General features: G+C 70.7%; 19 protein-coding genes. 10 read left to right on the plus strand and 9 right to left on the minus strand.

What is annotated here, in order from left to right; all coding sequences use genetic code 11:
* Nucleotides 1-11: 11 nt before the first annotated feature.
* On the plus strand, nt 12-575 hold the full coding sequence (locus ACFPLC_RS02700; RefSeq protein ID WP_191313718.1) for a TetR/AcrR family transcriptional regulator: 564 nt from the start codon (nt 12-14) through the stop codon (nt 573-575).
* An 80-nt stretch (nt 576-655) separates the two neighbouring features.
* On the opposite strand, the gene ACFPLC_RS02705 is transcribed toward ACFPLC_RS02700, so the two are convergent.
* Nucleotides 656-3,391: an FAD-binding and (Fe-S)-binding domain-containing protein gene (locus ACFPLC_RS02705; protein ID WP_378235676.1), complete on the minus strand. Its 2,736-nt coding sequence runs from the start codon at nt 3,389-3,391 to the stop codon at nt 656-658.
* Nucleotides 3,392-3,448: 57 nt separating this feature from the next.
* On the opposite strand from ACFPLC_RS02705, the gene ACFPLC_RS02710 reads away from it, so the two are divergent.
* The gene (locus tag ACFPLC_RS02710) at nt 3,449-4,258 is read left to right on the plus strand and encodes a PHP domain-containing protein (protein WP_378198991.1); all 810 of its coding nucleotides are present in this window, start codon (nt 3,449-3,451) and stop codon (nt 4,256-4,258) included.
* Nucleotides 4,259-4,290: 32 nt separating this feature from the next.
* Here the strand turns inward: ACFPLC_RS02710 and ACFPLC_RS02715 are convergent, their stop codons facing one another.
* Complete coding sequence (locus tag ACFPLC_RS02715) at nt 4,291-5,307, minus strand: Glu/Leu/Phe/Val dehydrogenase dimerization domain-containing protein (RefSeq protein WP_378198988.1); 1,017 nt, start codon at nt 5,305-5,307, stop codon at nt 4,291-4,293.
* Nucleotides 5,308-5,386: 79 nt separating this feature from the next.
* Here ACFPLC_RS02715 and ACFPLC_RS02720 point away from each other — a divergent pair, with 79 nt between their 5' ends.
* The 3 genes from ACFPLC_RS02720 to ACFPLC_RS02730 all read left to right on the plus strand — a co-directional run bounded on the left by ACFPLC_RS02720 (nt 5,387) and on the right by ACFPLC_RS02730 (nt 6,853).
* Nucleotides 5,387-5,842, plus strand: coding sequence for an Lrp/AsnC family transcriptional regulator (locus ACFPLC_RS02720; protein ID WP_191310833.1), 456 nt, complete (start codon nt 5,387-5,389; stop codon nt 5,840-5,842).
* A 140-nt stretch (nt 5,843-5,982) separates the two neighbouring features.
* The gene (locus tag ACFPLC_RS02725) at nt 5,983-6,240 is read left to right on the plus strand and encodes a hypothetical protein (protein WP_191310549.1); all 258 of its coding nucleotides are present in this window, start codon (nt 5,983-5,985) and stop codon (nt 6,238-6,240) included.
* A 40-nt stretch (nt 6,241-6,280) separates the two neighbouring features.
* A complete protein-coding gene (locus ACFPLC_RS02730) occupies nt 6,281-6,853 on the plus strand; it encodes a GNAT family N-acetyltransferase (protein WP_378198985.1) in 573 nt (190 codons plus the stop codon).
* A gap of 42 nt (nt 6,854-6,895) precedes the next feature.
* Here the strand turns inward: ACFPLC_RS02730 and ACFPLC_RS02735 are convergent, their stop codons facing one another.
* Both ACFPLC_RS02735 and ACFPLC_RS02740 read right to left on the minus strand, forming a co-directional pair.
* Nucleotides 6,896-9,598, minus strand: a complete 2,703-nt coding sequence (locus tag ACFPLC_RS02735; RefSeq protein ID WP_378198982.1) for a GH92 family glycosyl hydrolase — start codon at nt 9,596-9,598, stop codon at nt 6,896-6,898.
* A gap of 213 nt (nt 9,599-9,811) precedes the next feature.
* Nucleotides 9,812-10,444, minus strand: a complete 633-nt coding sequence (locus ACFPLC_RS02740; protein WP_378198979.1) for a YigZ family protein — start codon at nt 10,442-10,444, stop codon at nt 9,812-9,814.
* 533 nt (nt 10,445-10,977) lie between these two features.
* Between ACFPLC_RS02740 and gltB the strand changes: the two genes are divergently transcribed.
* Complete coding sequence (gltB, locus tag ACFPLC_RS02745) at nt 10,978-15,549, plus strand: glutamate synthase large subunit (protein ID WP_378198976.1); 4,572 nt, start codon at nt 10,978-10,980, stop codon at nt 15,547-15,549.
* The gene (locus tag ACFPLC_RS02750; protein WP_378198973.1) at nt 15,542-16,993 is read left to right on the plus strand and encodes a glutamate synthase subunit beta; all 1,452 of its coding nucleotides are present in this window, start codon (nt 15,542-15,544) and stop codon (nt 16,991-16,993) included. Before gltB ends, ACFPLC_RS02750 begins: the two co-directional genes overlap by 8 nt.
* A gap of 57 nt (nt 16,994-17,050) precedes the next feature.
* On the opposite strand, the gene ACFPLC_RS02755 is transcribed toward ACFPLC_RS02750, so the two are convergent.
* The 4 genes from ACFPLC_RS02755 to ACFPLC_RS02770 all read right to left on the minus strand — a co-directional run bounded on the left by ACFPLC_RS02755 (nt 17,051) and on the right by ACFPLC_RS02770 (nt 20,254).
* Entirely contained in the window at nt 17,051-17,863 is an 813-nt protein-coding gene (locus tag ACFPLC_RS02755) for a class I SAM-dependent methyltransferase (RefSeq protein ID WP_378198970.1), read from the minus strand.
* A gap of 9 nt (nt 17,864-17,872) precedes the next feature.
* Nucleotides 17,873-18,328: a GbsR/MarR family transcriptional regulator gene (locus ACFPLC_RS02760; RefSeq protein WP_378198967.1), complete on the minus strand. Its 456-nt coding sequence runs from the start codon at nt 18,326-18,328 to the stop codon at nt 17,873-17,875.
* Nucleotides 18,329-18,362: 34 nt separating this feature from the next.
* The gene (locus ACFPLC_RS02765) at nt 18,363-19,316 is read right to left on the minus strand and encodes an alpha/beta hydrolase (RefSeq protein WP_378235677.1); all 954 of its coding nucleotides are present in this window, start codon (nt 19,314-19,316) and stop codon (nt 18,363-18,365) included.
* Between the two features lie 62 nt (nt 19,317-19,378).
* Complete coding sequence (locus ACFPLC_RS02770; RefSeq protein WP_378198961.1) at nt 19,379-20,254, minus strand: SDR family oxidoreductase; 876 nt, start codon at nt 20,252-20,254, stop codon at nt 19,379-19,381.
* A gap of 82 nt (nt 20,255-20,336) precedes the next feature.
* Here ACFPLC_RS02770 and ACFPLC_RS02775 point away from each other — a divergent pair, with 82 nt between their 5' ends.
* On the plus strand, nt 20,337-20,909 hold the full coding sequence (locus ACFPLC_RS02775) for a TetR/AcrR family transcriptional regulator (protein WP_378198958.1): 573 nt from the start codon (nt 20,337-20,339) through the stop codon (nt 20,907-20,909).
* Between the two features lie 44 nt (nt 20,910-20,953).
* Here the strand turns inward: ACFPLC_RS02775 and ACFPLC_RS02780 are convergent, their stop codons facing one another.
* Entirely contained in the window at nt 20,954-21,823 is an 870-nt protein-coding gene (locus tag ACFPLC_RS02780) for an NAD(P)-dependent oxidoreductase (protein WP_378198955.1), read from the minus strand.
* A gap of 156 nt (nt 21,824-21,979) precedes the next feature.
* Here ACFPLC_RS02780 and ACFPLC_RS02785 point away from each other — a divergent pair, with 156 nt between their 5' ends.
* Both ACFPLC_RS02785 and ACFPLC_RS02790 read left to right on the plus strand, forming a co-directional pair.
* The gene (locus ACFPLC_RS02785; RefSeq protein WP_417281638.1) at nt 21,980-22,939 is read left to right on the plus strand and encodes a helix-turn-helix domain-containing protein; all 960 of its coding nucleotides are present in this window, start codon (nt 21,980-21,982) and stop codon (nt 22,937-22,939) included.
* Nucleotides 22,940-23,131: 192 nt separating this feature from the next.
* Complete coding sequence (locus tag ACFPLC_RS02790) at nt 23,132-24,529, plus strand: Dyp-type peroxidase (RefSeq protein WP_378198949.1); 1,398 nt, start codon at nt 23,132-23,134, stop codon at nt 24,527-24,529.
* Nucleotides 24,530-24,544 lie beyond the last annotated feature (15 nt).

Consider the following 24,544-nt stretch of genomic DNA (forward strand, 5'->3'; position numbering starts at 1 on the left):
AACCTGCTGCGATGACGGAACAGGCCGGCCGCAGGCGGGACGCGGCCGCGACGCGGCAGGCGTTGCTCGACGCCGGCGCGAAACTGTTCGCCGAGCGGGGGTTCGACCGGACGACCGTCCGGGACATCGCCGACCTCGCCGGGGCCAACCAGGCGCTGCTCTTCCGCTACTTTGGCAGCAAGGAAGCGCTGTTCGAAGAGGTCATCGCCCGCAGCGGACGCGAACACCTGGAAACCCACCCGCCGGAGCGGCTGCTCAGCGCGTCGCTGCGGAGCATGCTCGAGCCGGGCGGCGACCGGAACCGGACGCTGGAGACCTACCTGCGCTCGTCCGGCAGCGGCGAGGTCGGGGCGGTGCTCCGCCAGGAGATCGGCGACGAGTACGCCCGGATCCTGGCCACGCTGACCGACGCCCCGGACGCCGAACTGCGCGCCGACCTCGCGCTGGCCTGGCTGATGGGCATCGGGGTCGTGCGCGAGCTCACCGGCAAGCAGCCGCTGGCCGGCGCCGACCCCGACGACATCGTCCGGCTCGTCCTCACCGCCGTCCGGACGCTGCTGGAGCGGGCCGAGTAAGAGCTCTGCCGCAGCCGGTCGTGAGTGGTAAGGAGGGTTCTAACCCTCCTTACCACTCACGACGAGCTGCGGCAGAGGGGTCACGGGAGCGCGCGGCGCAGCAGTTCCGCCAGGTGCACCGGGGTCCGGCCGGACTCCTGGGCGATCTGCGTCCGGCAGCTGAAGCCGTCCGACACCACGACCGTCTCCGGGGCGGCCGCGCGGATCGCGGGCAGCATCCGGTCCTCCGCCACCGCCTTCGAAACGTCGTAGTGGCCGCGCTCGAAGCCGAAGTTGCCCGCCAGGCCGCAGCACCCCGAGTCCAACGTCGTATTGCGTACCCCCGCAGCCTTCAGCGCGGACTCGTCGGCGCCGAAGCCGAGAACCGCGTGCTGGTGGCAGTGCACCTGCGTGATCGCGTCGACGTCGAGGGCCGCGAACGGGATCGGCGCCCGCTCCAGCAGTTCGGCGAAGGTGAACGTCCGGGAAGCCAGCAGCGCGGCACGCTCGTCACCCGGCATGAGCGCGGGCAGGTCGCCGCGGAACAGCGCCGTGCAGCTCGGTTCCAGCCCGGCCACCTCGTAACCGTCCTCCAGGTACGGCGCCAGCACGGACAGCGTCCGGTCCAGGACCCGCCGGGCGCCGCCGAGCTGGCCCGTCGACACCCACGTCAGTCCACAACAGACTCCACGGTCCGGCAGCACGACGTCGTACCCGGCCGCGGTGAGCACCTCGTGGGCGGCGTCCAGCACCGACGGCGTCAGGTAGTTGTTGAACGAGTCCGGCCACAGCACCACCCGGCGCTCCCCCGTCGCCCGCCGCCGGAGATCCGCGCGCGCCGACGTGAAGGGGGAAGCGGCGAACGAAGGCAACGCGCGTTCCGGCGCGATCCCGCCGAGCCGTTTCACCAAGCCCGCCAACCGGGACCGTCCGATGGCGTTGGCCAGCCGCGGAACACGAGCGCTGACCCGCAGCCACAGCGGCAGCCAGCCCATCGAGTAGTGCGACGCCGGACGCAGTCGCCGCCGGTAGTGCTGGTGCAAGAACTCGGCCTTGTACGTGGCCATGTCGACATCCACGGGGCAGTCCGAGAGACATCCCTTGCAGGAGAGGCACAAATCGAGCGCATCGTGCACTTCGGACGAACGCCAGCCGTCCTTGATGACTTCGCCGTTGAGCATTTCGGCGAGCAGGTGCGCGCGCCCGCGGGTCGAGTGCTGTTCCTCCCGGGTGGCCCGGTAGCTCGGGCACATCACGCCGCCGCCGCTGGTGTTGCGGCACTTCCCGACACCGACGCAGCGCCGCATCGCCTGGCCGAAGTTGCCCCGGTCCTCCGGGTAGCCGAGGAAAATACTGTCCTCGAAGGACGAAGACGTCGACCGCACCCGCAAGTCGGCGTCGATCGCCCGCGGCGCCACCAGGATGCCCGGGTTCATCCGCCCGGCCGGGTCGAAGATCGCCTTGAACCGCGCGAAGACGTCCAGCAATTCCGGGCTGTACATGCGGGACAGCAGCTCGGAGCGGGCCTGGCCGTCGCCGTGCTCGCCGGACAGCGAACCGCCGTGGGCCGCGACGAGGTCCGCGGCCTCCTCCAGGAACCGCCGGAAGTCCGCGACGCCGCCCGAAGACAACAGGTCGAAGTCCAGCCGCAGGTGCAGGCAGCCTTCGCCGTAGTGGCCGTAGACGACGCTGCGGCGCCCGTGCGCGCGCATCAGCTCCTTGAACTCGCGCAGGTACGCGCCGAGCCGCTCGGGCGGGACGGCGGCATCCTCCCAGCCGGGCCACGCCTCCGAGCCGTCCGCGAGCCGCGTCGCGAGCCCGGCGCCTTCCTCACGGATGCGCCACAGCCCGCGTTGCGCGGCCGGGTCGTCGACGATCGCGAAGCCCGTCAGGTCGAGCGAAGCGGCCAGCGAACGGGCCCGCGAAGCCGGATCGTCCCCGGCCAGCTCGACGAACAGCCACGCCCCGCCCGGCGGGAGGTCACCGGCGCGGCCGGGAAGCATCGCGACCAGCTCGGCGTCCACGCCTTCGACGGTCAGCGGCGACCACGGCAGGATCGACGGCACCGCGTCGGCCGCCGCGATGTCGGACGGAAAGCCCAGGACGGCCAGCACGCGCTCGCGGGGCAGCTCGGCGAGCGAAACCGTCGCTTCGAGGATGGTCACGCAGGTGCCCTCGCTGCCGACCAGGGCCTTGGCGACGTCGAAACCGTTCTCCGGCAGCAGGTGTTCGAGCCCGTAGCCGGACACACGACGCGGCCACGTCGAAAGTTCCTTGCGCAGCAACGCCAGGTTGTCGCGCACCAGCGCCCGCAGCTCGTCGAAGATCCGGCCCTCGGTGGGCTCGTCCGGGCCGACCCGCAGCCGCGTGCCGTCGTAGAGCAGGACTTCCAGGGAGCGGACGACGTCGACCGTGCGCCCCCACGCCACCGAGTGCGACCCGCACGCGTTGTTGCCGATCATCCCGCCGAGCGTGCAGCGGCTGTGCGTCGACGGGTCCGGGCCGAACCGCAGGCCGTGCGGGGCCGCGACCGCCTGCAGGTCGTCGAGCACCGTGCCGGGCAGCACCCGCGCGAGCCGCGCCGAGGGATCCAGCGAGAGCACCCCGCCGAGGTGGCGTGAGGTGTCGATCACCAGGCCGGGGCCGCACGCGTTCCCGGCGACGCTCGTCCCGCCGCCCCGCGCGATCACCGGCAGGTCACGGTCGCGGGCGGCCGCGACCGCCGCGACGACGTCGTCGGCCGTCCGCGGCAGCACCACCCCCCGGGGCACGTGGCGGTAGTTGGACGCGTCGGTGGTGTACAGCGCGAGCGTGGCGGCGTCGGTGAGGATCTCCACACCCCCATTCAAGTCGACCGGGCCGCCGCGTGCCGAACCCGTGCGACGATCCGCGGCATGACGATCGACCTGCACGCGCACAGCACGGCCTCCGACGGGACGACGCCGCCCGCGGACCTGCCGCGGCTGGCCGCCGAAGCCGGGCTGACGGTGCTTGCCCTCACCGACCACGACACCTTCGCGGGTCTGGCCGCGGCTTCCGCGGCCGCCACCGAGGTCGAGCTCGTCCCCGGTGTCGAGATCTCGTGCCGCCTGGACGAGTCCGAGGTGCACCTGCTGGGCCTGTTCGTCGACCCGCTGTTCGCCCCGCTGGCGGACGAGCTGGAGCTGATCCGCACCGACCGGGAGCGCCGCGCGGTGCGGATGGTCGAACGCTGCCGGGAGCTGGGCGCGCCGATCTCGCTGGCACAGGTGCGGGAGATCGCCGCGGGCGCGCCGCTGGGCCGCCCGCACGTCGCCGCGGCGCTGGCCGCGGTGGGCATCACCGACGCCTTCACCGCCGACTGGATCGCCGACGGCGGCCGCGCGGACGTGCCCAAGCACGTCCTGGCCACGGTGGACGCGATCGCGCTGGTCCGCGCGGCCGGGGGCGTGGCGGTGCTGGCCCACCCGCGCTCGGTCAAGCGGCGAGCTTCGGTCACCGACGCGCAGTTGGCCGCGCTCGCCGCCGCGGGACTCGCCGGGATCGAAGCAGACCACCCGGAGCAGCCCCCGGAGGTCCGCGACCGCCTCCGCGAGGTGGCCGCGGACCTGGGATTGCTCGGAACCGGCTCCAGCGACTTCCACGGCGACCGCAAGCCGGTCCGCCTCGGCGAATGCACGACCTCGCCGGAGGTGTTCGCCGCGCTCCGCTCCCGCCGGTCGTGAGTGGTAAGGCGGGTTCTAACCCGCCTCAGCACTCACGACGGGGTGAGCCGGCGTTCGGCCAGGGCGGCTGCTTCCTGCAGCGGGGTGGTGGCGTTGGCCCCGGCCGCGGCCAGGATCGTGCGCACGGTGTCCTCGATCGTCTCGACGCGGGCGAGCGCGCTTTCGTGGTCCAAGCCCTCGGCCTCGCGCGAAAGTGTGTACAGGATTCCGCCGGCGCTCGCCACGTAGTCCGGGATCCACACAATCCCGCGGGCCGCGAGCGTGTCGGCGACGGCGTCGCCGGTGAGCTGGTTGTTGGCCGGGCCGACGACGAGCGGCGTGTCGAGCCGGGCCACCGTCTCCGGGCTCAGCACCCCGCCGACCGCCGCCGGGATCACCACGTCGGCGGTGAGGGTGAGGGCCTTCTCCGGGTCGACCCAGGTCAGGCCCTGCTTCTCCGCGCCGGCCCGCTTGCCGGGGTCGATGTCGGAGACGACGACGTCGGCGCCCGCGGCGTGCAGGCTCGCCGCGAGGTGGGCACCCACCGAGCCGTAGCCGCTGATCACCACCCGGCGTCCGGTCATGGCCGCCGAGCCGACCGCGGCGCGGAGCGCGGCGAGCACCCCGACCGCGGTCGGGCCGCTGGAGGAACCGGTTCCGCCCGCCGACTCGGGCGTGCAGAACGCGTACGGCGAGGCTTCGCGGAGCACCAGCATGTCGGCCGGTCCGGTACCGACGTCCGGGCCGGCCTGGTAGCGGCCGCCGAACTCGGCGATCAGGTCGGCGTGGTCGAGCAGGACGGCCCGGCGCTCCTCGGGTGAGAGCACGCGGCCCGGCTCGGGCGCGATGACGCTTTTGCCGCCCCCGAACGCCAGTCCGGCGACGGCGCACTTCGCCGTCATGGCGGCCGACAGGCGGAGGACGTCCCCGATGGCTTCTTCGAGCGTGGCGTAGGGCTTGAAGCGGCAGCCGCCCACGGCGGGGCCGAGGACGGTCGAGTGGATCGCGACCATCGTGGTGATGCCGGATCGACGGCCTTTTCGGGTGACGAGCTGCTCATGTGCGGTCATGCGACCCGAAGCTAGAGTGAAGATCGGCGTCAGCGAGGGCATGCCGAACGAAATTCGGAACGGACCGGGAGAGCGAATGCTGGACGAACTTGATTCGGCGATCGTGCGGCACCTGCAGGAGGACGCCCGGCAGACCAACCGCGACATCGCCCGGAAGGTCGGCATCGCACCCTCGACGTGCCTCGAACGCATCCGGCTGCTGCGCGAGCGCGGTGTCATCCGCGGCTACCACGCCGACGTCGACCTGGCGAGCCTCAACCGCGGCGTCCGGGCGCTCGTCACGGCGCAGGTGCGGCCGTTGAGCCGGGCGGTGATCGATTCCTTCCAACGGTCGATCGCCGAACTCCCGGAAGTGCTCTCGGTATACGTCACGGCGGGAAACGACGATTTCCTGATCGAAGTGACCACCCCCGACATCGACGCGTTGCACGCATTCCTGACCGACCGGCTCGCGTTGCGCCGGGAGATCGTCGGGTTCCGGACCTCGATCGTTTTCCGGCACCTGCGGAAGACGACGCTTGAACCGCTCCCGTAGGGGTACTCCTCTTACACCCCGGAACGGCGCGACACGCCAAACCCTAGGTGAACCCCTGAAATACCCGGGTTCGCACGCTCGGAGGCGGAAACTGTCGGTGGTGGGGCGTCTAATGAGCACGACGGGAAGGAGGCGCCGCCATGATCACCACATTGAACCATCGTGAGCGGGCCACGTTGAGAGCCGTGGCCGGGGGCCACGCCGAGATCAGCTGCAGCTGCGAGCCCGACCTCTTCATCGACGGCCTGAGCTGCTGCGACCAGTCCACCGTGCACCGGCTCGCGCGGCTCGGCCTGATCGCACCCGCCCACCCCGGCAAGTGCGGCGAGCGCGTGCCAGCGCTGCTCACCGAAGCCGGTTCGCGGGCGCTGGGCGAGGTCTTCGCCGCCGCGGCGTAAACACGTTGCCACACTCTGGGGTCACTGCCAGCATCACCCGATGCACGTATTCCTCGAAACCGAGCGGTTGATCCTCCGCCGGTTCACCGAGAACGACGCCGACGCGCTCTTCGAGCTCTACGACGACCCGGCCGTCATGAAGTACCTCAATGGGGGACAGCCGGCCGACCGCGCCGAGATCGTCACGCTGGATCTCCCCGCGTTCCTCGGTTACTACGAGCGTTTCCCCGGTTACGGGTTCTGGGCGGCGATCGAAAAGAACACCGGCGACTTCCTGGGGTGGTTCCATTTCCGCCCGCGCCCGGACGACCCGCCGGACGAGCCCGAACTCGGTTACCGGCTGCATCGGAAGGCCTGGGGCAAGGGCTACGGCACCGAAGGCTCCGCGGCACTGCTCGCGAAGGGCTTCACCGAACTGGGGGTCCGCCGCGTGAGCGCGTCCACCATGGCGGTGAACACGGCGTCGCGCCGCGTGATGGAAAAGCTGGGGATGAAGTTCGTCCGTACCTACTTCGAGGAGTTCCCGGAGCACGAGCGCGCCCCGGGCAGCGAGCACGGCGAAGTCGAGTACGCCATCACCCGCGACGAGTGGTCTGCCGCGGCCCGGTCGTGAGTGAGAAACAGTGTTAGAACACTGTTTCTCACTCACGAGGGGTCAGCGGTAGGCCTCGAACTCGTAGATGCGGGCCGCGCCGTTGCCGTCGTTGGCCGGGGTGGTCAAGTTGAGCTTCAGGTACCGGGCCGAGCGGGTCGCGATCGGGTGATAGGTGCGGCTCGCCCGTGACCCGGTCACGGACGCGACCGTCGTCCACGACGACCCGTCGGTCGACGTCTGGATCGTGAACGCGCCGGTGTTCCAGCCCGTGGTCTCGCCGCCGAGGCCGGCGTGCTTGACCACGAACGCCGACACGTTCTGCGCCGACCCGAGGTCGACCTGCAGGTACTTCGTCGCCGCCGTGCTGCAGAACTTGCTGTTGCCCGCCAGGCTGCCGTCGACGGCTTTGTCCGGGGTCTCGGCCGAGGCGCACGACGCCGAGCCCGTGGCCGCCTTGCCCTGGGCCAGGTTCGGGCCCAGCTCGGGCGCGGCGGGTGGCGGCGTGAACCCGTCGTTGTACGACGGCGGGACGTCCGACACGCTCGTGCCCCAGCTGCTCGGCGACGACCCCATCGAGTAACTCAGTGTGGAGGCACCCGCGATGTCGCCGTAGCGGATCCACGACTTGGTCGTCACCACGCCGTTCACGCTCACGCTCTGCACGTACTGGGCGCCCTGCCCCGCGCCGCTGCCGGTGATCCGGATCGTCCCGGACGGCCGGATGATCGAAGCCGCCGGGAACAGCGGGCCGTGCAGGGCGAGGACGTCCGCGCCGGGCGTCGCCGGGTACATCCCCAGCGCGGCGAAGACGTACCACGCCGAGGTGGCGCCGAGGTCGTCGTTGCCGGGCAGGCCGCCCGGGCCGGTGGTGAACGACTCGTTCATCACGCGCCGCACCGCCGAGCTGGTGCCCTGCGGGTGGGCCGCGTAGTTGTAGGCCCACGGCACGCCGTGCTCGGGCTCGTTGCCGATGTAGAAGTACGGCTGGGTGAGGCCGCCGTTGAGCTGGGTGAAGTGGTGGTCCAGCCGCTGGACGGCGGTCTGGCGGCCGCCCATCAGGTTGATCAGGCCCTGGTAGTTGTAGGGCACCATCCAGGTGTACTGCGACGGGTTGCCCTCGGTGTACCCGCTGTTGCTCGACGGCACGACCGGCCACGCCCAGGTACCGGTGCTGCCGCGCGGCTGGATGTAGCCGGCGTCGGGGCCGAACACGTTCTGCCACCACTGGGCGCGCTGCATGTAGGTGGTGTACTTCGTGGTGTCGCCGACCGCCTTCGCGAACTGGGCCACCGCGAAGTCCGACGCCGAGTACTCGAGCGAGTCCGACGGGTCTTCGTAGACGTAGTGCCGGCTGAGGTAACCGCTTTCCCGGCCGCGGATCGCCTGCCCCTGCGTGGTGCCGCCGCTCGCGCTCTTGTCCATCAGCGTCAAGGCGGCCGCGGTGTCGAAGCCGCGGACGCCGAAGGCGTACATGCTGCCGACGATGATCGGCCCGGGGTCGCCGGTCATCACGAAGTGCTCGTTGCTGTTGTGCGACCACTTGGGCAGCAACCCGCCCTGCTGGCCGTCCAGGACCATCGACTTCGCGATGTCGCTCGCTTCGTTCGGGGCGACCAAACCGATCAGCGCGGCCCACGACCGGTAGATGTCCCAGCCGGAGTAGTTCTGGTAGACGGTGTGGGACGCGGTGTGCACCGCCTGGTCGAACCCGCGGTACTGGCCGTTCGTGTCGCTGGCGATGTTCGGGTTCTGGAAGACGTGGTACAGCGCCGTGTAGAACTTCTGCAGGTCCGCGGTCGCCCCGCCGGTGACCTGGACGCGGTTCAGCACGTCGTTCCACTTCGTGTCGGCTGCGGCCCGGATCCCGGCGAAGTCGAAGCCGGGGTTCTCGGCGGCGAGGTTCGCCTGCGCGTTGGCCGGGCTGACGAAGGAAATGCCGATCTTCGCCTGGACGGTCGAGTTGCTCGAGGTGTCGAAGGTGACGTACCCGCCGGAGTTCGTGCCGCTGGTGCTCGAACTCCCGGCGCTGACCGTGCCGCCGAGCCAGGTGCCGAACCCGCTGGGCGCGCGGTCGAACTGGATGACGTAGAAGATCTGGTACGTCTTCGACGAGCCGCAGAAACCACCGCCGGTCACCGAACCGGTGAGCTGGCTGCCGCTGATGCCGATGCTTCCGGCACGGCTGCCGGTTGCGCTGCGGCTGGTGTTGACGAGCAGCCGCGCGGACGTCGTGTTCGGGTAGGTCAGCTTCATGAAGCCGGACCGCTGGGTGGCCGACAGCTCGACGGTGGTGTCGTAGGTGTCGAGCTTGTTCTTGTAGTAGCCGGGCGCGGCCGACTCGTTCGCCTTGGTGTAGCGGCCGGCGTACCCGGTCCAGCCGGTGCCCGGCGAAGTGCTGATCGCGCCGGTGATCGGCAGCAGGCCGAGATCTTCGTTGTTGGCGCAGCCGGCGCCGTTGAAGTGGGTGAGGCTGAATTCCTCGATGCTGGTGTCGCCGTAGCGGTACCCGGACGGCGACGCGGTCGGGGTGTCCGGGCTGAACTGCACCATGCCGAACGGCACGACGGCGCCGGGGTACGTGCTGCCGCCGGCGCCGCCGGGCACCGGGTTCGGCGAGTTGCTGTTGTCGGTGCCGATGAAGGGATTCACGTACTGCGTGAGGGCGAGCGTCGCGGCGCCGGCCGGCGGCGCGGCGAACCCCGCGCCGAGGAGAACCGCGGCGAGCACGGCGGCCCGCACCCGTCCGGCCAATGGTCTGGACATGACCCATCCTCTCCTTGTCGCACGCTTACCGCCGGGCGACAACGTTGTCGGGCGTGGTGACAACGTTGTCAGCGCGGCGATTGCCGGACTGACAACGTTCAGGGGATCGAGGTGGTACCGGAACTCGGTGGCAGGACATGGTGCCACGAAAGAACCTGCCGATGGAAGCACCGAAAGTTCGTTGCGCGCCAAGCGGTTCCGCGACCGGACCACTCAGCCCCGGTGGACCACCCAGTGGTCGCCGAGTGCGGTCGTCGCCGCCTCGCCGTTGGTGAGGTCGGCGAGCCAGCCGTGGAAAGCGCCGGCCTCGCCCGGAGCCAGACCGACCTCGAAGCGGGCCAGCTCGTCGAAGCGGGTCGCGTGGAGCACGTACGAAGAGGCGCGCAGGTCGTTCTCCAGCCGGCCCGCGCGGTCGTAGCTCACCACCACCTCGACCAGGCTGAGACGCCGGTGTTCTAGTACACCAACCACTTCGACAGCGTCCGAAACGGACTGACCGTACGCGCGGATCAACCCACCGGCCCCGAGCAGCACTCCCCCGAAGTACCGCGTCACCACCGCGACCGTGTCGGTCAGCTCGCGGCGGCGCAGCACTTCCAGCATCGGCGTGCCCGCCGTGCCCGCGGGCTCACCGTCGTCACTGGACCGCTGGATTCGCCCATCCGGCCCCAAAACGAAGGCGTGGCAGTGGTGCCGAGCACCCGGATCCGCGCGACGGCGGGCCGTGATGAACTCGCGCGCGGCCTCTTCCGAGGTCACCGGAGCGAGCGCGCAGAGGAACCGGGAGCGCTTGATCTCGATCTCGTGGACGCCATCCCGAGCCACGGAGAGATAACGATCAGTCATCGGGCCAGTCCGCCATGCACCCAGCTCCCCACCCCGGCACCGGGGTCCGACAGCCGCCCCAGGCCACTTCGGACGGACGTTTCCGCAGGTCAGACGCATTACAGCCCGCTCTACGGGAGATCCAGCCCGACATATGGGACTCCCCCCGGGCGCGTCAACGCCAGCGTGGCATTTCCCACCCGGACGCAACGACGTATGTCGATAACAGCGAATTCACACTATCGTCATAAGACCCGGCGAACCCGGGAGTAACACCGCGCGCTCCGGACGGCCCCCACCACAGTGGCCGGCCTGTGCGCGCTCGCAGCACCCGACATGTTCGGCTGCCCAGCGTTGTGCGGCCTCCCAGATGACCCACGTCCGGTTTCCGAGCATCGACGCCCGGCCGGTACCTCGCGTCATCTTGCACTTCGAGCAGGACAACTGTTCTCGACTGACCATCGCGGTCCCGGACCACTTCGTTAACCGGTTCAGCTCGAACCACCCAATGGAGTGAGTGCCGGTCGCGCCGACGCCTTGGGAGGCGGCCAGCCGTGACCCACCGTGCCAGTTCCCTGCCCCCGTCCGGGGAGCAGCTCAGCAACGCCGAGGCCAAGGGCCTCTACCGGAGCGACTACGAACACGACGCCTGCGGTGTCGCCTTCGTCGCCGACCTGACCGGGCGCCGAGATCATGCGATCGTCGCCAAGGCCCTGGTCGCGTTGCGCAACCTGGAACACCGCGGGGCTCGTGGCGCCGAACCGGACACCGGCGACGGCGCCGGCCTGCTGATCCAGATCCCGGACGAGTTCTACCGCGCGGTCGTGGACTTCGAGCTGCCCGAGCCCGGCACCTACGCCGTCGGCACGGCTTTCCTGCCGCAGGACGAAAAGCGCCGCGGCCGGGCCATGACGACCATCGAGCGGATCGCCGCCGAGGAGGACATGCGCGTCCTCGGCTGGCGCGAGCTGCCGGTGCACACCGAGCACTGCGGGCCGACCGCGGCCGAGACCATGCCGCACTTCACGCAGCTGTTCCTCGCCGCGCGCCGCCCGAAGCCGGAGCACTCGGACCCGCTGCACATCGAGCGCAGCGCGTTCTGTGTCCGCAAGCGGGCCGAACACGAGCTCGTCGAGGACGACGTCTATTTCCCGTCGCTGTCCTCGCGGACGATCGTCTACAAAGGAATGCTCACCGAGCCGCAGGTCGAGCGCTTCTTCGCCGACCTCACCGACGAGCGCGTCACCAGCGCCATCGGCCTGGTGCACTCCCGCTTCTCCACCAACACGTTCCCGTCGTGGCCGCTGGCCCACCCGTACCGGTACGTGGCGCACAACGGCGAGATCAACACGTTGCGCGGCAACCGCAACTGGATGGACGCCCGCGAGGCGCTGCTCGAGACCGACCTGATCCCGGGCGACCTCAAGCGCGTCTACCCGGTGATCACCCGCGGCGCCAGCGACTCGGCGAGCTTCGACGAGGTCCTGGAGCTGCTGCACCTCGGCGGCCGCTCGCTGCCCCACGCCGTCCTGATGATGATCCCGGAGGCCTGGGAGAACCACCAGGAGATGGACCCGGCGCGGCGCGCGTTCTACGAGTTCCACTCGACGCTGATGGAACCGTGGGACGGCCCGGCGCTGGTCGCCTTCACCGACGGCAGCCAGATCGGCGCGGTGCTCGACCGCAACGGCCTGCGCCCCGGCCGCTACTGGGTGACCGACGACGGCCTCGTCGTGCTCGCCTCCGAGGTCGGCGTGCTCGACATCGACCCGGCGACGATCGTCCGGAAGGGACGCCTCGAGCCCGGCCGCATGTTCCTCGTGGACACCGTCGAAGGCCGGATCATCGAGGACGAAGAGGTCAAGACCGAGCTGGCCACCGCGCACCCGTACGACGAGTGGGTCGACGCCGGTCTCGTGCACCTCGAGGACTTGCCCGAGCGCGACCGCGAAGTCCCGCTGCACGCCGCGCTCGTCCGCCGCCAGCAGGCGTTCGGCTACACCGAGGAGGAGCTCGAAGCCATCCTCGAGCCGATGGCCCGCACCGGCGCGGAGCCGATCGGCTCGATGGGCAACGACTCGCCGATCGCCACCCTGTCCAGCCGGCCGCGGCTGATCTTCGACTACTTCATCCAGCTCTTCGCCCAGGTGACCAACCCGCCGCTGGACGCCATCCGCGAGGAGCTCGTCACCGCGCTCGGCACCCAGATCGGCGCCGAGCCGAACCTCCTCGAGGGCAACGCGGCCAGCTGCCGCCGGATCGTGCTGCCGTTCCCGGTGCTCGACAACGACCAGTTCGCCAAGCTGGTGCACGTCAACGACGACGGCGACCTGCCGGAGTTCCAGGCGGTCACCGTGCTCGGCCGGTACAACGTGCACGGCGGCGGCGACGCGCTGCTCAAGCGCCTCGACGAGATCCGCGCCGAGGTGTCGGAGGCGATCGAGGACGGCGCGCGGCTGATCGTGCTGTCCGACCGCGGGGTCGACGAGCACCACGCGCCGATCCCCTCGCTGCTGCTGACCGGCGCGGTGCACCACCACCTCGTCCGCGAGAAGACGCGCACGCAGGTCGGCCTCATCGTCGAGGCCGGCGACGCCCGCGAGGTGCACCACATCGCGCTGCTGATCGGCTACGGCGTCGCCGCGGTGAACCCGTACCTGGCGATGGCGACCGTCGAGGAGATGGCCCACCGCGGCCTGATCCCCGGCGTGACGCCGAAGCAGGCGACGCAGAACCTGATCAAGGCGCTCGGCAAGGGCGTCCGCAAGACGATGTCGAAGATGGGTGTCTCGACGGTCGCGTCCTACACCGGCGCGCAGATCTTCGAGGCGATCGGGCTCGGCGAAGAGGTCATCGAGACCTGCTTCACCGGCACGACGTCCAGCCTCGGCGGCGTCGGCTTCGAGACGCTCGCCGAGGAGGTCGCGAAGCGGCACAAGTACGCGTTCCCGGCCGACGGCGTCCGGGCGGCGCACCGCGAGCTGGAGACCGGCGCGGACTACCAGTGGCGCCGCGAGGGCGAGCCGCACCTGTTCAACCCGCAGACGGTGTTCAAGCTCCAGCACTCCACGCGGTCCGGCAAGTACGAGATTTTCAAGGAGTACACGAAGGCCGTCGACGACCAGGCCGAGAAGCTGCTGACGCTGCGCGGGCTGTTCGACTTCAAGTACGGCCAGCGGCCGCCGGTGCCGATCGAGGAGGTCGAGCCGGTCTCGTCGATCGTCAAGCGGTTCGCCACCGGCGCGATCTCCTACGGCTCGATCTCCATGGAGATGCACCAGACCCTCGCCATCGCGATGAACCGCCTCGGCGGCAAGTCGAACACCGGCGAGGGCGGCGAAGACGCGGAGCGGCTGTACGACCCGGAGCGGCGCAGTGCCGTGAAGCAGGTCGCTTCGGGGCGCTTCGGCGTCACGAGCGAGTATCTCGTCAACGCCGACGACATCCAGATCAAGATGGCACAGGGCGCGAAGCCCGGCGAGGGCGGGCAGCTGCCCGGCGCGAAGGTGTACCCGTGGATCGCGAAGACGCGGTTCTCGACGCCGGGTGTCGGGCTCATTTCCCCGCCGCCGCACCACGACATCTACTCGATCGAGGACCTGGCGCAGCTGATCCACGACCTCAAGAACGCCAACCCGAACGCGCGCATCCACGTGAAGCTCGTGTCCGAGGTCGGCGTCGGCACGGTCGCGGCCGGTGTCTCGAAGGCGCACGCCGACGTCGTGCTCATCTCGGGCCACGACGGCGGCACCGGCGCGTCGCCGCTGTCGTCGATCAAGCACGCGGGCGGCCCGTGGGAGCTCGGCCTGGCCGAGACGCAGCAGACGCTGCTGGCCAACCGGCTGCGCGACCGGATCGTGGTGCAGACCGACGGCCAGCTCAAGACCGGCCGCGACGTCATCGTCGCGGCGCTGCTCGGCGCCGAGGAGTTCGGCTTCGCGACCGCGCCGCTGGTGGTGTCCGGCTGCATCATGATGCGCGTCTGCCACCTCGACACGTGTCCCGTCGGCGTCGCGACGCAGAACCCGAAGCTGCGCGAGAAGTTCAGCGGCAAGGCCGAGTACGTCGTCAACTTCTTCGAGTTCATCGCCCAGGAAGTGCGCGAGTACCTGGCGGCGCTCGGCTTCCGGTCGATCGCCGAGGCCGTCGGGCACGCCGAGTTCCTCGACAAGCGCAAGGCGATCGAGCACTGGAAGGCGTCCGGGCTCGACCTGTCGCCGATCTTCCACGTGCCCGACATGGCCCCGGCCGGGCTGCGGCTCCAGCAGACGCTGCAGGACCACGGGCTGGAGAAGGCTCTCGACAACACGCTGATCCAGCTGGCCGAGGGTGCGCTGAACTCCGGTGACAAGGTGCGGCTGGAACTGCCGGTGCGCAACGTCAACCGGACCGTCGGCACCATGCTCGGGTCCGAGCTGACCAAGCGGTGGGGCGGCGAAGGCCTGCCGGACGACACCATCGACGTCACCTTCACCGGCACCGCCGGCCAGTCGTTCGGCGCGTTCGTGCCGAAGGGCATCACGCTGCGGCTCTACGGCGACGGCAACGACTACGTCGGCAAGGGCCTCTCCGGCGGACGGCTGATCGTGCGGCCGCCGCGCGAAGCCCAGTACGTGGCCGAGGAGCAGATCATCGCCGGCAACGTCATCGCCTACGGCGCCACCAGCGGCGAGATCTTCATCCGCGGCAAGGTCGGCGAGCGGTTCTGCGTGCGCAACTCGGGCGCGCTGGCCGTCGTCGAGGGCGTCGGCGACCACGGTGGCGAGTACATGACCGGCGGCCGGATGGTCGTGCTCGGCCCGATCGGGCGCAACTTCGCGGCCGGCATGTCCGGCGGCATCGCCTACGTGCTGGACCTGCCCGCGCACCGCGTCAACCCGGAGATGGTCGATCTCGACCCGCTCGACTCCGAAGACGCGGACTTCCTGCGGGAAACCCTCGAAAAGCACTACAACGAAACGGAATCCGCGGTCGCGCGGGAACTGCTGGCCGACTGGGACGCGGGCGTCGACCGCTTCGGGAAGGTCATGCCGAAGGACTACAAGCGCGTGCTCGCCGCCCAGGTGCAGGCCGAGCGCGACGGGCGCGACGTGAACGAGGCGATCATGGAGGCCGCACATGGCTGACCCCAAGGGCTTTCTGACCACCACCCGCGAAGAGCCGAAGCGGCGTCCGGTCGACCTGCGGCTGATGGACTGGCGAGAGGTCTACGAAGACTTCGCCACGACGAAGCTGCAGAAGCAGGCCGGCCGCTGCATGGACTGCGGGATCCCGTTCTGCCACCAGGGCTGCCCGCTCGGGAATCTCATCCCCGAGTGGAACACGCTGACCTGGCGGGAGGACTGGCAGCAGGCGATCGAACGGCTGCACGCGACGAACAACTTCCCGGAGTTCACCGGCACGCTGTGCCCGGCGCCCTGCGAAACCGCGTGCGTGCTCGGGATCAACGACGACCCGGTGACGATCAAGCGCGTCGAGATCTCCATCATCGACCGGGCCTTCGACGAGGGCTGGGTGACGCCGCAGCTGCCGGTCGCGAAGACGGGCAAGAAGGTCGCGGTCGTCGGGTCCGGCCCGTCGGGTCTTGCCGCGGCGCAGCAGCTGACGCGCGCGGGCCACAGCGTCGTGGTCCTCGAGCGGGCCGACAAGATCGGCGGGCTGCTGCGCTACGGCATCCCCGAGTTCAAGATGGAGAAGTCCCGCCTGGACCGGCGGCTCGACCAGATGCGCGCCGAGGGCACGGAGTTCCGGACGTCGGTGAACGTCGGCGTGGACGTCTCCGCTGCCGAGCTGACTTCGTCCTACGACGCCGTGGTGCTGGCCGGTGGCGCCACCGACTGGCGCGACCTGCCGATCCCCGGCCGGGAGCTGGACGGCATCCACCAGGCGATGGAGTTCCTGCCGCCGGCCAACCGGGTGGCGTCCGGCGAGCTCGACGTCTCCCCCTTCGACGCGAAGGGCCTCGACGTCGTGGTCATCGGCGGCGGCGACACGGGCGCGGACTGCGTCGGGACGTCGCACCGCCAGGGCGCGCGTTCGGTGACGCAGCTGGAGATCATGCCGAAGCCGCCGGAAGCGCGTTCGGACGCCCACCCGTGGCCGACGTACCCGATGATCTACCGGGTGTCCTCGGCGCACGAAGAGGGCGGCGAGCGGCTCTACGCGGTCAACACGCAGGAGTTCCTGGGTGACGACGACGGCCGGGTGCGGGCGTTGAAGCTGGTCGAGGTCCGCAACGAAGGCGGCAAGTTCGTTCCGGTCGAGGGCACCGAGCGCGAGCTGCCCGCGCAGCTGGTCCTGCTGGCCATGGGCTTCCTCGGGCCGCAGAAGCAGGGCCTGCTCGAGGACCTGGGCGTCGAGCTGGACGCGCGGGGCAACGTCGCACGCGACAAGGCGTTCAAGACGAGCCTGGACAACGTGTTCGTGGCCGGTGACATGGGCCGCGGCCAGTCCCTGATCGTCTGGGCGATCGCGGAGGGCCGCAGCGCCGCGGCCGGCGTCGACGCCTACCTGACCGGCCGGGACGTCCTGCCCCGTCCGATCGCGCCGACGGACCGGCCGATCGCCTGAGACCCGGCGCCGGCGGAGGTGTCATCGTCGCCACCTCCGCCGGCGCTGCACCACCGCTCAGAACCGGTAGCGGAGGATGCGCGTGCCCTGCCGGGACAGCGCGGTGCTGTGGCTCATCAGCCGGGTGGCCGCGCGCAGCGGCTGAGGAAAGGCGTCGACCTCCGGGGCGCGGGCGAGCAGTTGTTCCTCGGCCAAGGTCAGGCCCGCGTCCCAGGTCTCGGGGTCGTGTGGATCGTCGAAGCCCTGGGCGGCGGTGATGCCGATGGCCTTGATCGTCGGGTGGTACTTCATCGACCAGGCCGCGAAGCGGGTGTAGCCGTTGATGGCGAGTTCACCGGTGGCGAAGTGCGCGGTCAGCTCACGGGTCATCCGCTGGAAGCTGTCGCCGGGTAAGAACGGCAGCAGGCCTTCGGCGACGATCATGGCCGGCCGGTCGCGGGGCAGCGGGTCGAGCCAGCTTGGGGTGGTCAGATCCGCGCCGAGGCACCGGGAGCGGTCCGGGAGGAACCGGGGCCGCAGGGCGACGACGTCGGGGAAGTCGACGTCGTACCAGTCGACGCCGCCGGGCGGATCGCAGCGGAGGACGCGGGTGTCGAGCCCGCACCCGAGGTCGAGCACGACGGCGTCCGGGTGGGCGGCGACGAACGCCCGGACCGCTTCGTCGAGCTTCTTGGCGCGCAGCGCGGTGCCGCAGACGAGGCTGGGCTTCAGCTTGAGCTTGGCGAAGTCGTAGTCGATCCGGTCGGCGAGGCCGGCGGAGTGCGTGTCGCCGAGGATCGGGTGGGGCTGTTTCGCGTCCAGGGCCCTCGCGTAGAGGGTGAGCAGCAGGGTTTCCCGGAGCGGGTCCAGCTCCGGTCGCAGACGTGACACGGGAAGTCCTCAGGCTTTCGGCGGATGGTGGGCGGCGATGTCCCGCAGCCAGGTCAGGGATTGCTGGGCGGCGCGGATGCGTTCGGTCCGGGGTCCGCTGCCGCCGGCGAGTTTCGTGCCTTCGTCGGCGATGTCGCCGAAGGCACCGAGGCTGTCGAGCTTGCGCTGGATCACCTTGTGCCAGGCGTCGTCCTCGATGCGGTAGTAGGTGGTGCGGTCACCCGGCACGCGCACCTTGCGGACCAGCCCGATGGCCGCGAGGAACCGCATGTTCGAGGTCAGCGAAGCGCGGCTGGCCTGGATCGTCTCGGCGATCTGGCCGGCGGAGCGCTCGGGCGGGTCGCAGATCATCAGCAGGCCGAGGATGCGCCCGGTGATCGGGGGCAGCGCCCATTCCTCCACGCAGAAGGTGGCCACCCGCTCGATCCACCGCAGCACCTCGTCCCGGTCGTCCTCACTGGACACAGCGCTCCTCCTCGGCCGGCTCGACGGTTGCCCGTCACTGTGTCATGGCGGCGAACGACTCGCGGGTGGGCGTCGGGGTGATGGTGGCGAGCCGGGTCTTGCGCAGATAGCGGTCGAACCAGTCCACGGCCAGCGCCATCGCCTCGTCGAGGCCCGGGCCGGTGTAGAGGCCGAGGACGTCGTAGGGCAGCACCTGCAGCCGTTTCGGCTGGCCGGCCTTGGCGAACGCGCTCTGGGCCTCCTCGACCATGTGGTACGGGTCCCACCCGCCGTTGGCGACCATCAGCAGCGGAGTGGGCGACAACCGGTGGATGAGGTCTTCCGGCGCGAAGGTGAGCAGGTGCTCGGTGGAGTCGAGGGTCTTCTCGTTGCGGTAGCTAGGGAACATCTCGGCGGCCAGGTCCGGCGTGTCCTGCACCGTCTCCCCGTCCAGGGTCAGGTGCGGCACCCGGGCGCTGGCCCCGCCTTCGTAGCGGCGCTGCCAGTCCTCGTCCAGCCGGTCCCGCAGCGCGTGCACCCCGGCGCGGCCGAGCAGCCGCTCCAGGTACCGCCATCCGTTCCACACGCTGGGGCTCTGCACCACGACGCACTTCGCGCGCCGGTCGAGCACCGCGGCTTGCACCGCGACCGAGCCACCGATGCTGACGCCCCACAGCCCGATCCGCGCCGGGTCCACTTCCGGCCGGCTCTGCAGGTAGGAGATCGCGCTGCGGAAGTCCTCCACCTGCCGCTGCGGAACGTCCTGGCCCCGCGGTTCGCCCTCGCTGGCCCCGACCGTGCGGTAGTCGATCGCCAGCACGGCGAACCCGGCGCGCACGAAGTACGGCGCGAACACGCCCAGCGCCTCTTTGACCATCACCCCGCTGTGGCCGAGGACCAGGCCGGGCACCGGGGCGTCCGCCTCCGGCAGGTACAGGTCACCGGCGCACGCGGTGCCGAGGCTGTTGAACGTCACCTGCTGAGGAGTCATCGCCGACTGCCTTTCCATGAGAAGTAGCTAGTTGTTTCAGTCTCGACTGAAATAACTAGCTACGTCAAGCATGAGTTTCCTCAGCGGTCGTAGTACCCCTTCTCGAGGTCGTCCAGCAGCCCCGGCCGCGTGGGCCGCCAGCCGAGCGACTCCTGCGTTTCCACGCTGGACGCCGGCTGGTCGAGGGCGAGCAGGCCGCCAAGGAAGCCGAGCTCTTCGGCGGCCACTGACCAGACCGGCAGGCCGAGGCGGCGGCCGGTCACCTCGGCGACGTCGCGGATCCGCACGCCTTCGTCGCCGACCGCGTGCAGCACGGCTCCCGCCGGGGCCTGCTCGAGCGCGAGCCGGAACAGGTGGGCGGCGTCCAGGACGTGCACCGCGGGCCAGCGCTGCGTCCCGTCGCCGACGTACGCGGCGACGCCCTTCTCGCGCTGAAGGACGACCAGGCGCGCGATGAGCCCGTGGGCGTCACCTTCGCCGTGGACCGACCGCGGCAGCCGGACGAGGGCCGCACGGACGCCGCGGCCGGTGGAGTGCAGGACGGCGTTGGCGATGTCTCCCCGGCCGGCCACGGGGCCCGCGAAGACGGACTCGTCCCGCTCGGTCGCCGGGCGCCCGGGCACCATCGGCGTCCCCGAGGCGGCGACGAAAGCCTTGCCCGCCAGGACTTCGGTCAGGGCACCGACGACGGCCGCGTCGGTCCGGATGGCGTCGTCCATCCGGCTGAAGTCGTGACCGAAGGCGAGGTGGACGACGCCTTCGGCACTCTCGGCCCCCTTGCGCAGGACGTCGAGGTCGGCGAGGTCGCCGCGGAGGACCTCGGCCCCCATGGCGGCGACGGTGCCGGCGGCCTCGTCCGACCGGGCGAGCCCGACGACCTCGTGGCCCGCGTCGAGGAGTTCGGGCACGAGGGCCCGGCCGATCCAGCCGGACGCGCCGGTGACGAACACACGCATGAGCTTCTCCCTTAGTGATGACACCTGGTGCCATCACCCTAGCACCGTGATGACACCTGGTGTCATCGCCTAGGCTGGGGCCATGAGCCGCTGGGAGCCGAACACGCGCGTGCGACTGCTCGATGCCGCGCTCGACCTGTTCGGCGAGCGGGGGTACGACAGCGTGACGGTCGCCGAGATCGCGGAGCGGGCGGGACTGACGAAGCGGACGTTCTTCCGTCACTTCAGCGACAAGCGCGAAGTGCTCTTCGCGGGCCAGGAAGTGCTGAGCCGCCTCTTCGCCGAGGCAATCGCGGACGCCCCGGCCTCGGCAACCCCGATCGAGGCGGTCGCGGCGGCGTTGCAGGCGGCGGCGGCGCCGTTCGGGCCGCAACGACGGGACCGGGCGCGCCAGGTCCAGGCGGTGGTCGCCGGCCACAGCGACCTGCGCGAGCGCGAGCTGCTGAAGCTCGCGACGTTGCGGGCCGCCATGGCCGACGCCCTCGGCGCCCGCGGAGTTCCGGCCCCGACGGCCACCCTGGCCGCCGAGATCGGCGGCTTGGCGTTCACGACGGGCTTCGCGCGCTGGGTCGCACCGGGCAACGAGCGGGAGTTCGGCGAGCTGGCCGGCGAGGCGCTGGACGAGCTGAGGGCAGCCACCACCGCCCTCGGCTGACTCGCCGATCGCACGCGGCGGCCGCCGCGCCTCGCGCCGCTTCCCTACCTCGCCGCCACCCGGCCCGCGAACAGCTCGACCAGGCTCGCGAAGCTGTCCGCCCCGTGTCCGGCCTCGCTCGCCCGCTCCATCATGGACTTCAGCAACTCCGGCAACGCGTTGTCCACCCCGCGCGCCCCGGCCGCGTGAATCAGGTGCCCGATGGCCGCGACCTGCACATCGACCGTGGAGTCGTCCCCGGGATAGCGGCCCTCGTCCACCTGGCTCGCATACCGCGTCAGGAACCGGTTCACCGTGCCCAGCCACCGGATCGCCACCGGCGTGAACTCGGCCGCGGTCGTCTTCTCCGCTCCCACCAGCGCCGTGCCGTGGAGCCAGCCGGCCATCGCCGACCACATCAGGCCCAGCAGGGCCGCGTCGTACAGGGACGCCCGGCCCGGATCCGCCCCGAGGTACACCGGGTCGCCCAGGGCGGCCAGCACCGGTTCGTGCGCGTCGAACACCGGCCGCGGCCCGCTGTACAAGAACATCACCTCCGCCGAGCCCACCCCGTCCGGGGTGGTCATGATCGCGCCGTCGAGGTAGCCGGCGCCCCGCGCGCCGAACCACCCCGCGGCTTCCTCCGCCTGTTCCGGCGATCCGGACGTCAGGTTGACGAAGTCCTTGCCGGACAACGGAACCGACCCGATCACCGCCCGCAGCACGGCGTAGTCGAGCACGCAGGCGACGACGAGCGGGCTCGCCGCGATCGCCTCCGCGGGCGTCGCCGCGAGCCGGGCGCCCCGCTCGACCAACGGTGCCGCCTTCTCCGCCGTGCGGTTCCACACCGTCACCGCGTGACCGCGATCCAGCAGAGCCCCGGCCAGTGCCGAGCCCATCGATCCGAGGCCGAGCACGGTCACAGATTGCGTCATTTCACTGCTCCCCAAGAAGTTCGGTGATCATCGGACGCCAGATTCGCAGCGCGGGCGCACGGCAACCAGTGGCACCACTGACCACGAACACCAAATTCCTGCCATACGATCGGAAGCATGAGCGTGGGAGTCGTCGCCCTGGTCGTGCCCGCGGAAATGGGCCTGCGGTCCTGGGACCTGTACGAGGTGAGCATTGCGGCCACCGTGTTCGGAGTGCCCCAGCCCGACCTGGCCGATCCCTGGTACGACCTGCGGATCTGCGGTGTCGGCTCCCCGGCGGCGGACGCACCCGGCCTGTCCCTGCGGACGCCGTACGGGCTCGAAGGCCTCGACGGCGCCGAGACGGTCATCGTGCCCTCGGTCCCCGACGCCTGTGTGGAGGACGGCGCGCCGGTGCCCGAGGACCTGGTCTCGGCCCTGCGCAACGCCTACGACCACGGCGCACGGGTGGTGTCGCTGTGCACCGGCGCCTTTGCGCTCGCCGCGGCCGGGCTGCTCGACGGCCGCCGCGCCACCGCCCACTGGATGCACACCGCCCAGCTCGCCGAGCGCCACCCCGAGGTGCTGGTCGACGACTCGGTCCTCTACGTCGACGACGGCGACGTGCTGACCAGCGCGGGGATGACCGCCGGGCTCGACCTGTGCCTGCACCTCGTCCGCCGGGACCTCGGCGCGCACGTCGCCAACCAGCTGGCGCGCCGGCTGGTCGTGCCCGCGCACCGGCCCGGCGGCCAGGCGCAGTTCGTCGACCTCTCCGTTCCCGCCACCGACGAACAGGGCTTGGCCCCGGTGCTGGACTGGGCCCGCGCGCACCTCGACCGCCCGCTGACCATCGAGGAGCTGGCCCGCCGGGCCGCGGTCAGCCCGCGCACCTTCTATCGGTTGCTGCGGCGCGCCACCGGGACGACCCCGCTGCAGTGGCTGCTCAACCAGCGCCTGGCCCGGGCCCAGACGCTCCTGGAGTCGACCGCGCTTTCGATGGAGAAGGTCGCGGCGCTGAGCGGCCTCGGCACCGCGAACAACCTGCGTCACCACTTCCTCAAGCAGGTCGGTGTGTCACCGGGCGACTACCGGCGCGCGTTCCCGCGCCCATTCTCCGCGGACACCGGCACCTGACGCGCGAATTATTTCCGGCCAGAAACTGTTTCGCGCTCAACTTAATCTTTCGTGTGAAAGCAGAAATCGGGTGGCATCGGCCGCCTCCGGCGCTGCACCCTGTATTCAGGGGACCCGGTCGGCCGAGGGGGGAGTCCGGCCGGCCGGGTGCCCGCCGAGAGGCGGGCTTTTTTCACACGGGAGGGGACCCGAATGAGTGTCGATCTGTCCACCACGCTGTCCTGGACCACGGCGTCCGGCGATGCCGCGACGATGCTCGGCGAACTGCAGCCGAACATCCTCAAGGCCCACGTCCGCGACCATTTGTCCGCTTTGTTCCTCGCCTTCGGCGACGCGGCGGAGGCGCGTGCCTTCATCGTCTCGGTCACCGGGAAGATGAAGTCCGCCAAGGAACACCTCGACGAAGTGAGTGCGTTCAAGACCGGTACCGGGAGCGGCACGCCGTACGTCGGCGTCGGGCTCACCGCGGCCGGCTACCGCGTTCTCGGCGTCGAGAACTTCCCGCAGGACGAGGCGTTCCTGCGCGGGATGGCCGCGCCGGACACGCGGCGCCGGCTGAACGACCCGCCGCGGTCGACGTTCGATCCGGGCTACCGCGCGGAAATCCACGCCGTCGTGCTGGTCGGGGACGCCACGGACAAAGCGATGACGGCCCGCCGCAACGAAATCCTCGACCTGCTGCCGGATTCGGCCACCGTGCTCGCGGAGGAAACCGGCCTCGGCCGGGTCAACGCGCGCGGCGAGGGCATCGAGCACTTCGGGTACGTCGACGGCCGCAGCCAGCCGCTGTTCCTCACCGAAGACGTCGATGCGGAGAAGAACAACACCGACGGCATCAACGTGTGGAATCCGTCGGCCCCGCTGGCGCAGGTGCTGGTTCCCGACACCGCGGCCCCGGATCCCGGCGTGCATTTCGGCAGCTATTTCGTTTTCCGCAAACTGGAGCAGAACGTCCGGCGGTTCAAGCAGGCCGAAGCGGATCTGGCCGACACGCTCGGCCTCACCGGCGAAGACCGCGAACGCGCCGGGGCGATGATCATCGGCCGGTTCGAAGACGGCACGCCGCTGACCACCCAGCGGGAAGACGGCGCGGAAAGCCCGGTGTCGAACAACTTCACCTACGACAGCGACCGCGCCGCGCTGAAGTGCCCGTTCCAGGCGCACATCCGCAAGACGAACCCGCGCGGTTCCGGCGGCGCCGAAGACCCGGCCGCCGAGCGCCTCCACCTGATGGCCCGCCGGGGCGTCACCTACGGGGAGCGCCCGGACGACCCGAACGCCGACGTGCCGCCCGCCGCGCGGCCGAGCGGCGGCGTCGGGCTGCTGTTCATGGCCTTCAACTCGGTGCTGGGCAACCAGTTCGAGTTCACGCAGGCGATCTGGGCGGACAACCCGGGGTTCCCGATCGTCGACGGCGTCACACCGGGGCTGGACCCGGTGATCGGCCAGGGCGAGCGCGGCACGTCGGAGTACACCGTGGACTGGGGCGGCTCGGCCCAGCGGACGGCCGGCCCGGTGCCGCAGGCGGTGACGCTGCGGGGCGGCGAGTACTTCTTCATGCCGTCGCTGGCCTTCCTGCGCGCCCTCTGACCGCCGGCGAAGGCC

It is taken from the genome of Amycolatopsis plumensis (assembly GCF_042652605.1).
GTDB classification, from domain to species: Bacteria; Actinomycetota; Actinomycetes; order Mycobacteriales; family Pseudonocardiaceae; genus Amycolatopsis; species Amycolatopsis plumensis.

Bases quoted from the DNA above. Each gene is read 5' to 3' on its own strand.
- ACFPLC_RS02725 (WP_191310549.1), top strand. From the start codon at position 5,983: ATGATCACCACATTGAACCATCGTGAGCGGGCCACGTTGAGAGCCGTG.
- ACFPLC_RS02750 (WP_378198973.1), top strand. From the start codon at position 15,542: ATGGCTGACCCCAAGGGCTTTCTGACCACCACCCGCGAAGAGCCGAAG.
- ACFPLC_RS02700 (WP_191313718.1), top strand. From the start codon at position 12: ATGACGGAACAGGCCGGCCGCAGGCGGGACGCGGCCGCGACGCGGCAG.
- ACFPLC_RS02735 (WP_378198982.1), bottom strand. From the start codon at position 9,598: ATGTCCAGACCATTGGCCGGACGGGTGCGGGCCGCCGTGCTCGCCGCG.
- ACFPLC_RS02775 (WP_378198958.1), top strand. From the start codon at position 20,337: ATGAGCCGCTGGGAGCCGAACACGCGCGTGCGACTGCTCGATGCCGCG.
- ACFPLC_RS02765 (WP_378235677.1), bottom strand. From the start codon at position 19,316: ATGGAAAGGCAGTCGGCGATGACTCCTCAGCAGGTGACGTTCAACAGC.
- ACFPLC_RS02780 (WP_378198955.1), bottom strand. From the start codon at position 21,823: ATGACGCAATCTGTGACCGTGCTCGGCCTCGGATCGATGGGCTCGGCA.
- ACFPLC_RS02785 (WP_417281638.1), top strand. From the start codon at position 21,980: ATGGGCCTGCGGTCCTGGGACCTGTACGAGGTGAGCATTGCGGCCACC.
- ACFPLC_RS02740 (WP_378198979.1), bottom strand. From the start codon at position 10,444: ATGACTGATCGTTATCTCTCCGTGGCTCGGGATGGCGTCCACGAGATC.
- ACFPLC_RS02710 (WP_378198991.1), top strand. From the start codon at position 3,449: ATGACGATCGACCTGCACGCGCACAGCACGGCCTCCGACGGGACGACG.
- ACFPLC_RS02770 (WP_378198961.1), bottom strand. From the start codon at position 20,254: ATGCGTGTGTTCGTCACCGGCGCGTCCGGCTGGATCGGCCGGGCCCTC.
- ACFPLC_RS02730 (WP_378198985.1), top strand. From the start codon at position 6,281: ATGCACGTATTCCTCGAAACCGAGCGGTTGATCCTCCGCCGGTTCACC.
- ACFPLC_RS02715 (WP_378198988.1), bottom strand. From the start codon at position 5,307: ATGACCGCACATGAGCAGCTCGTCACCCGAAAAGGCCGTCGATCCGGC.
- ACFPLC_RS02790 (WP_378198949.1), top strand. From the start codon at position 23,132: ATGAGTGTCGATCTGTCCACCACGCTGTCCTGGACCACGGCGTCCGGC.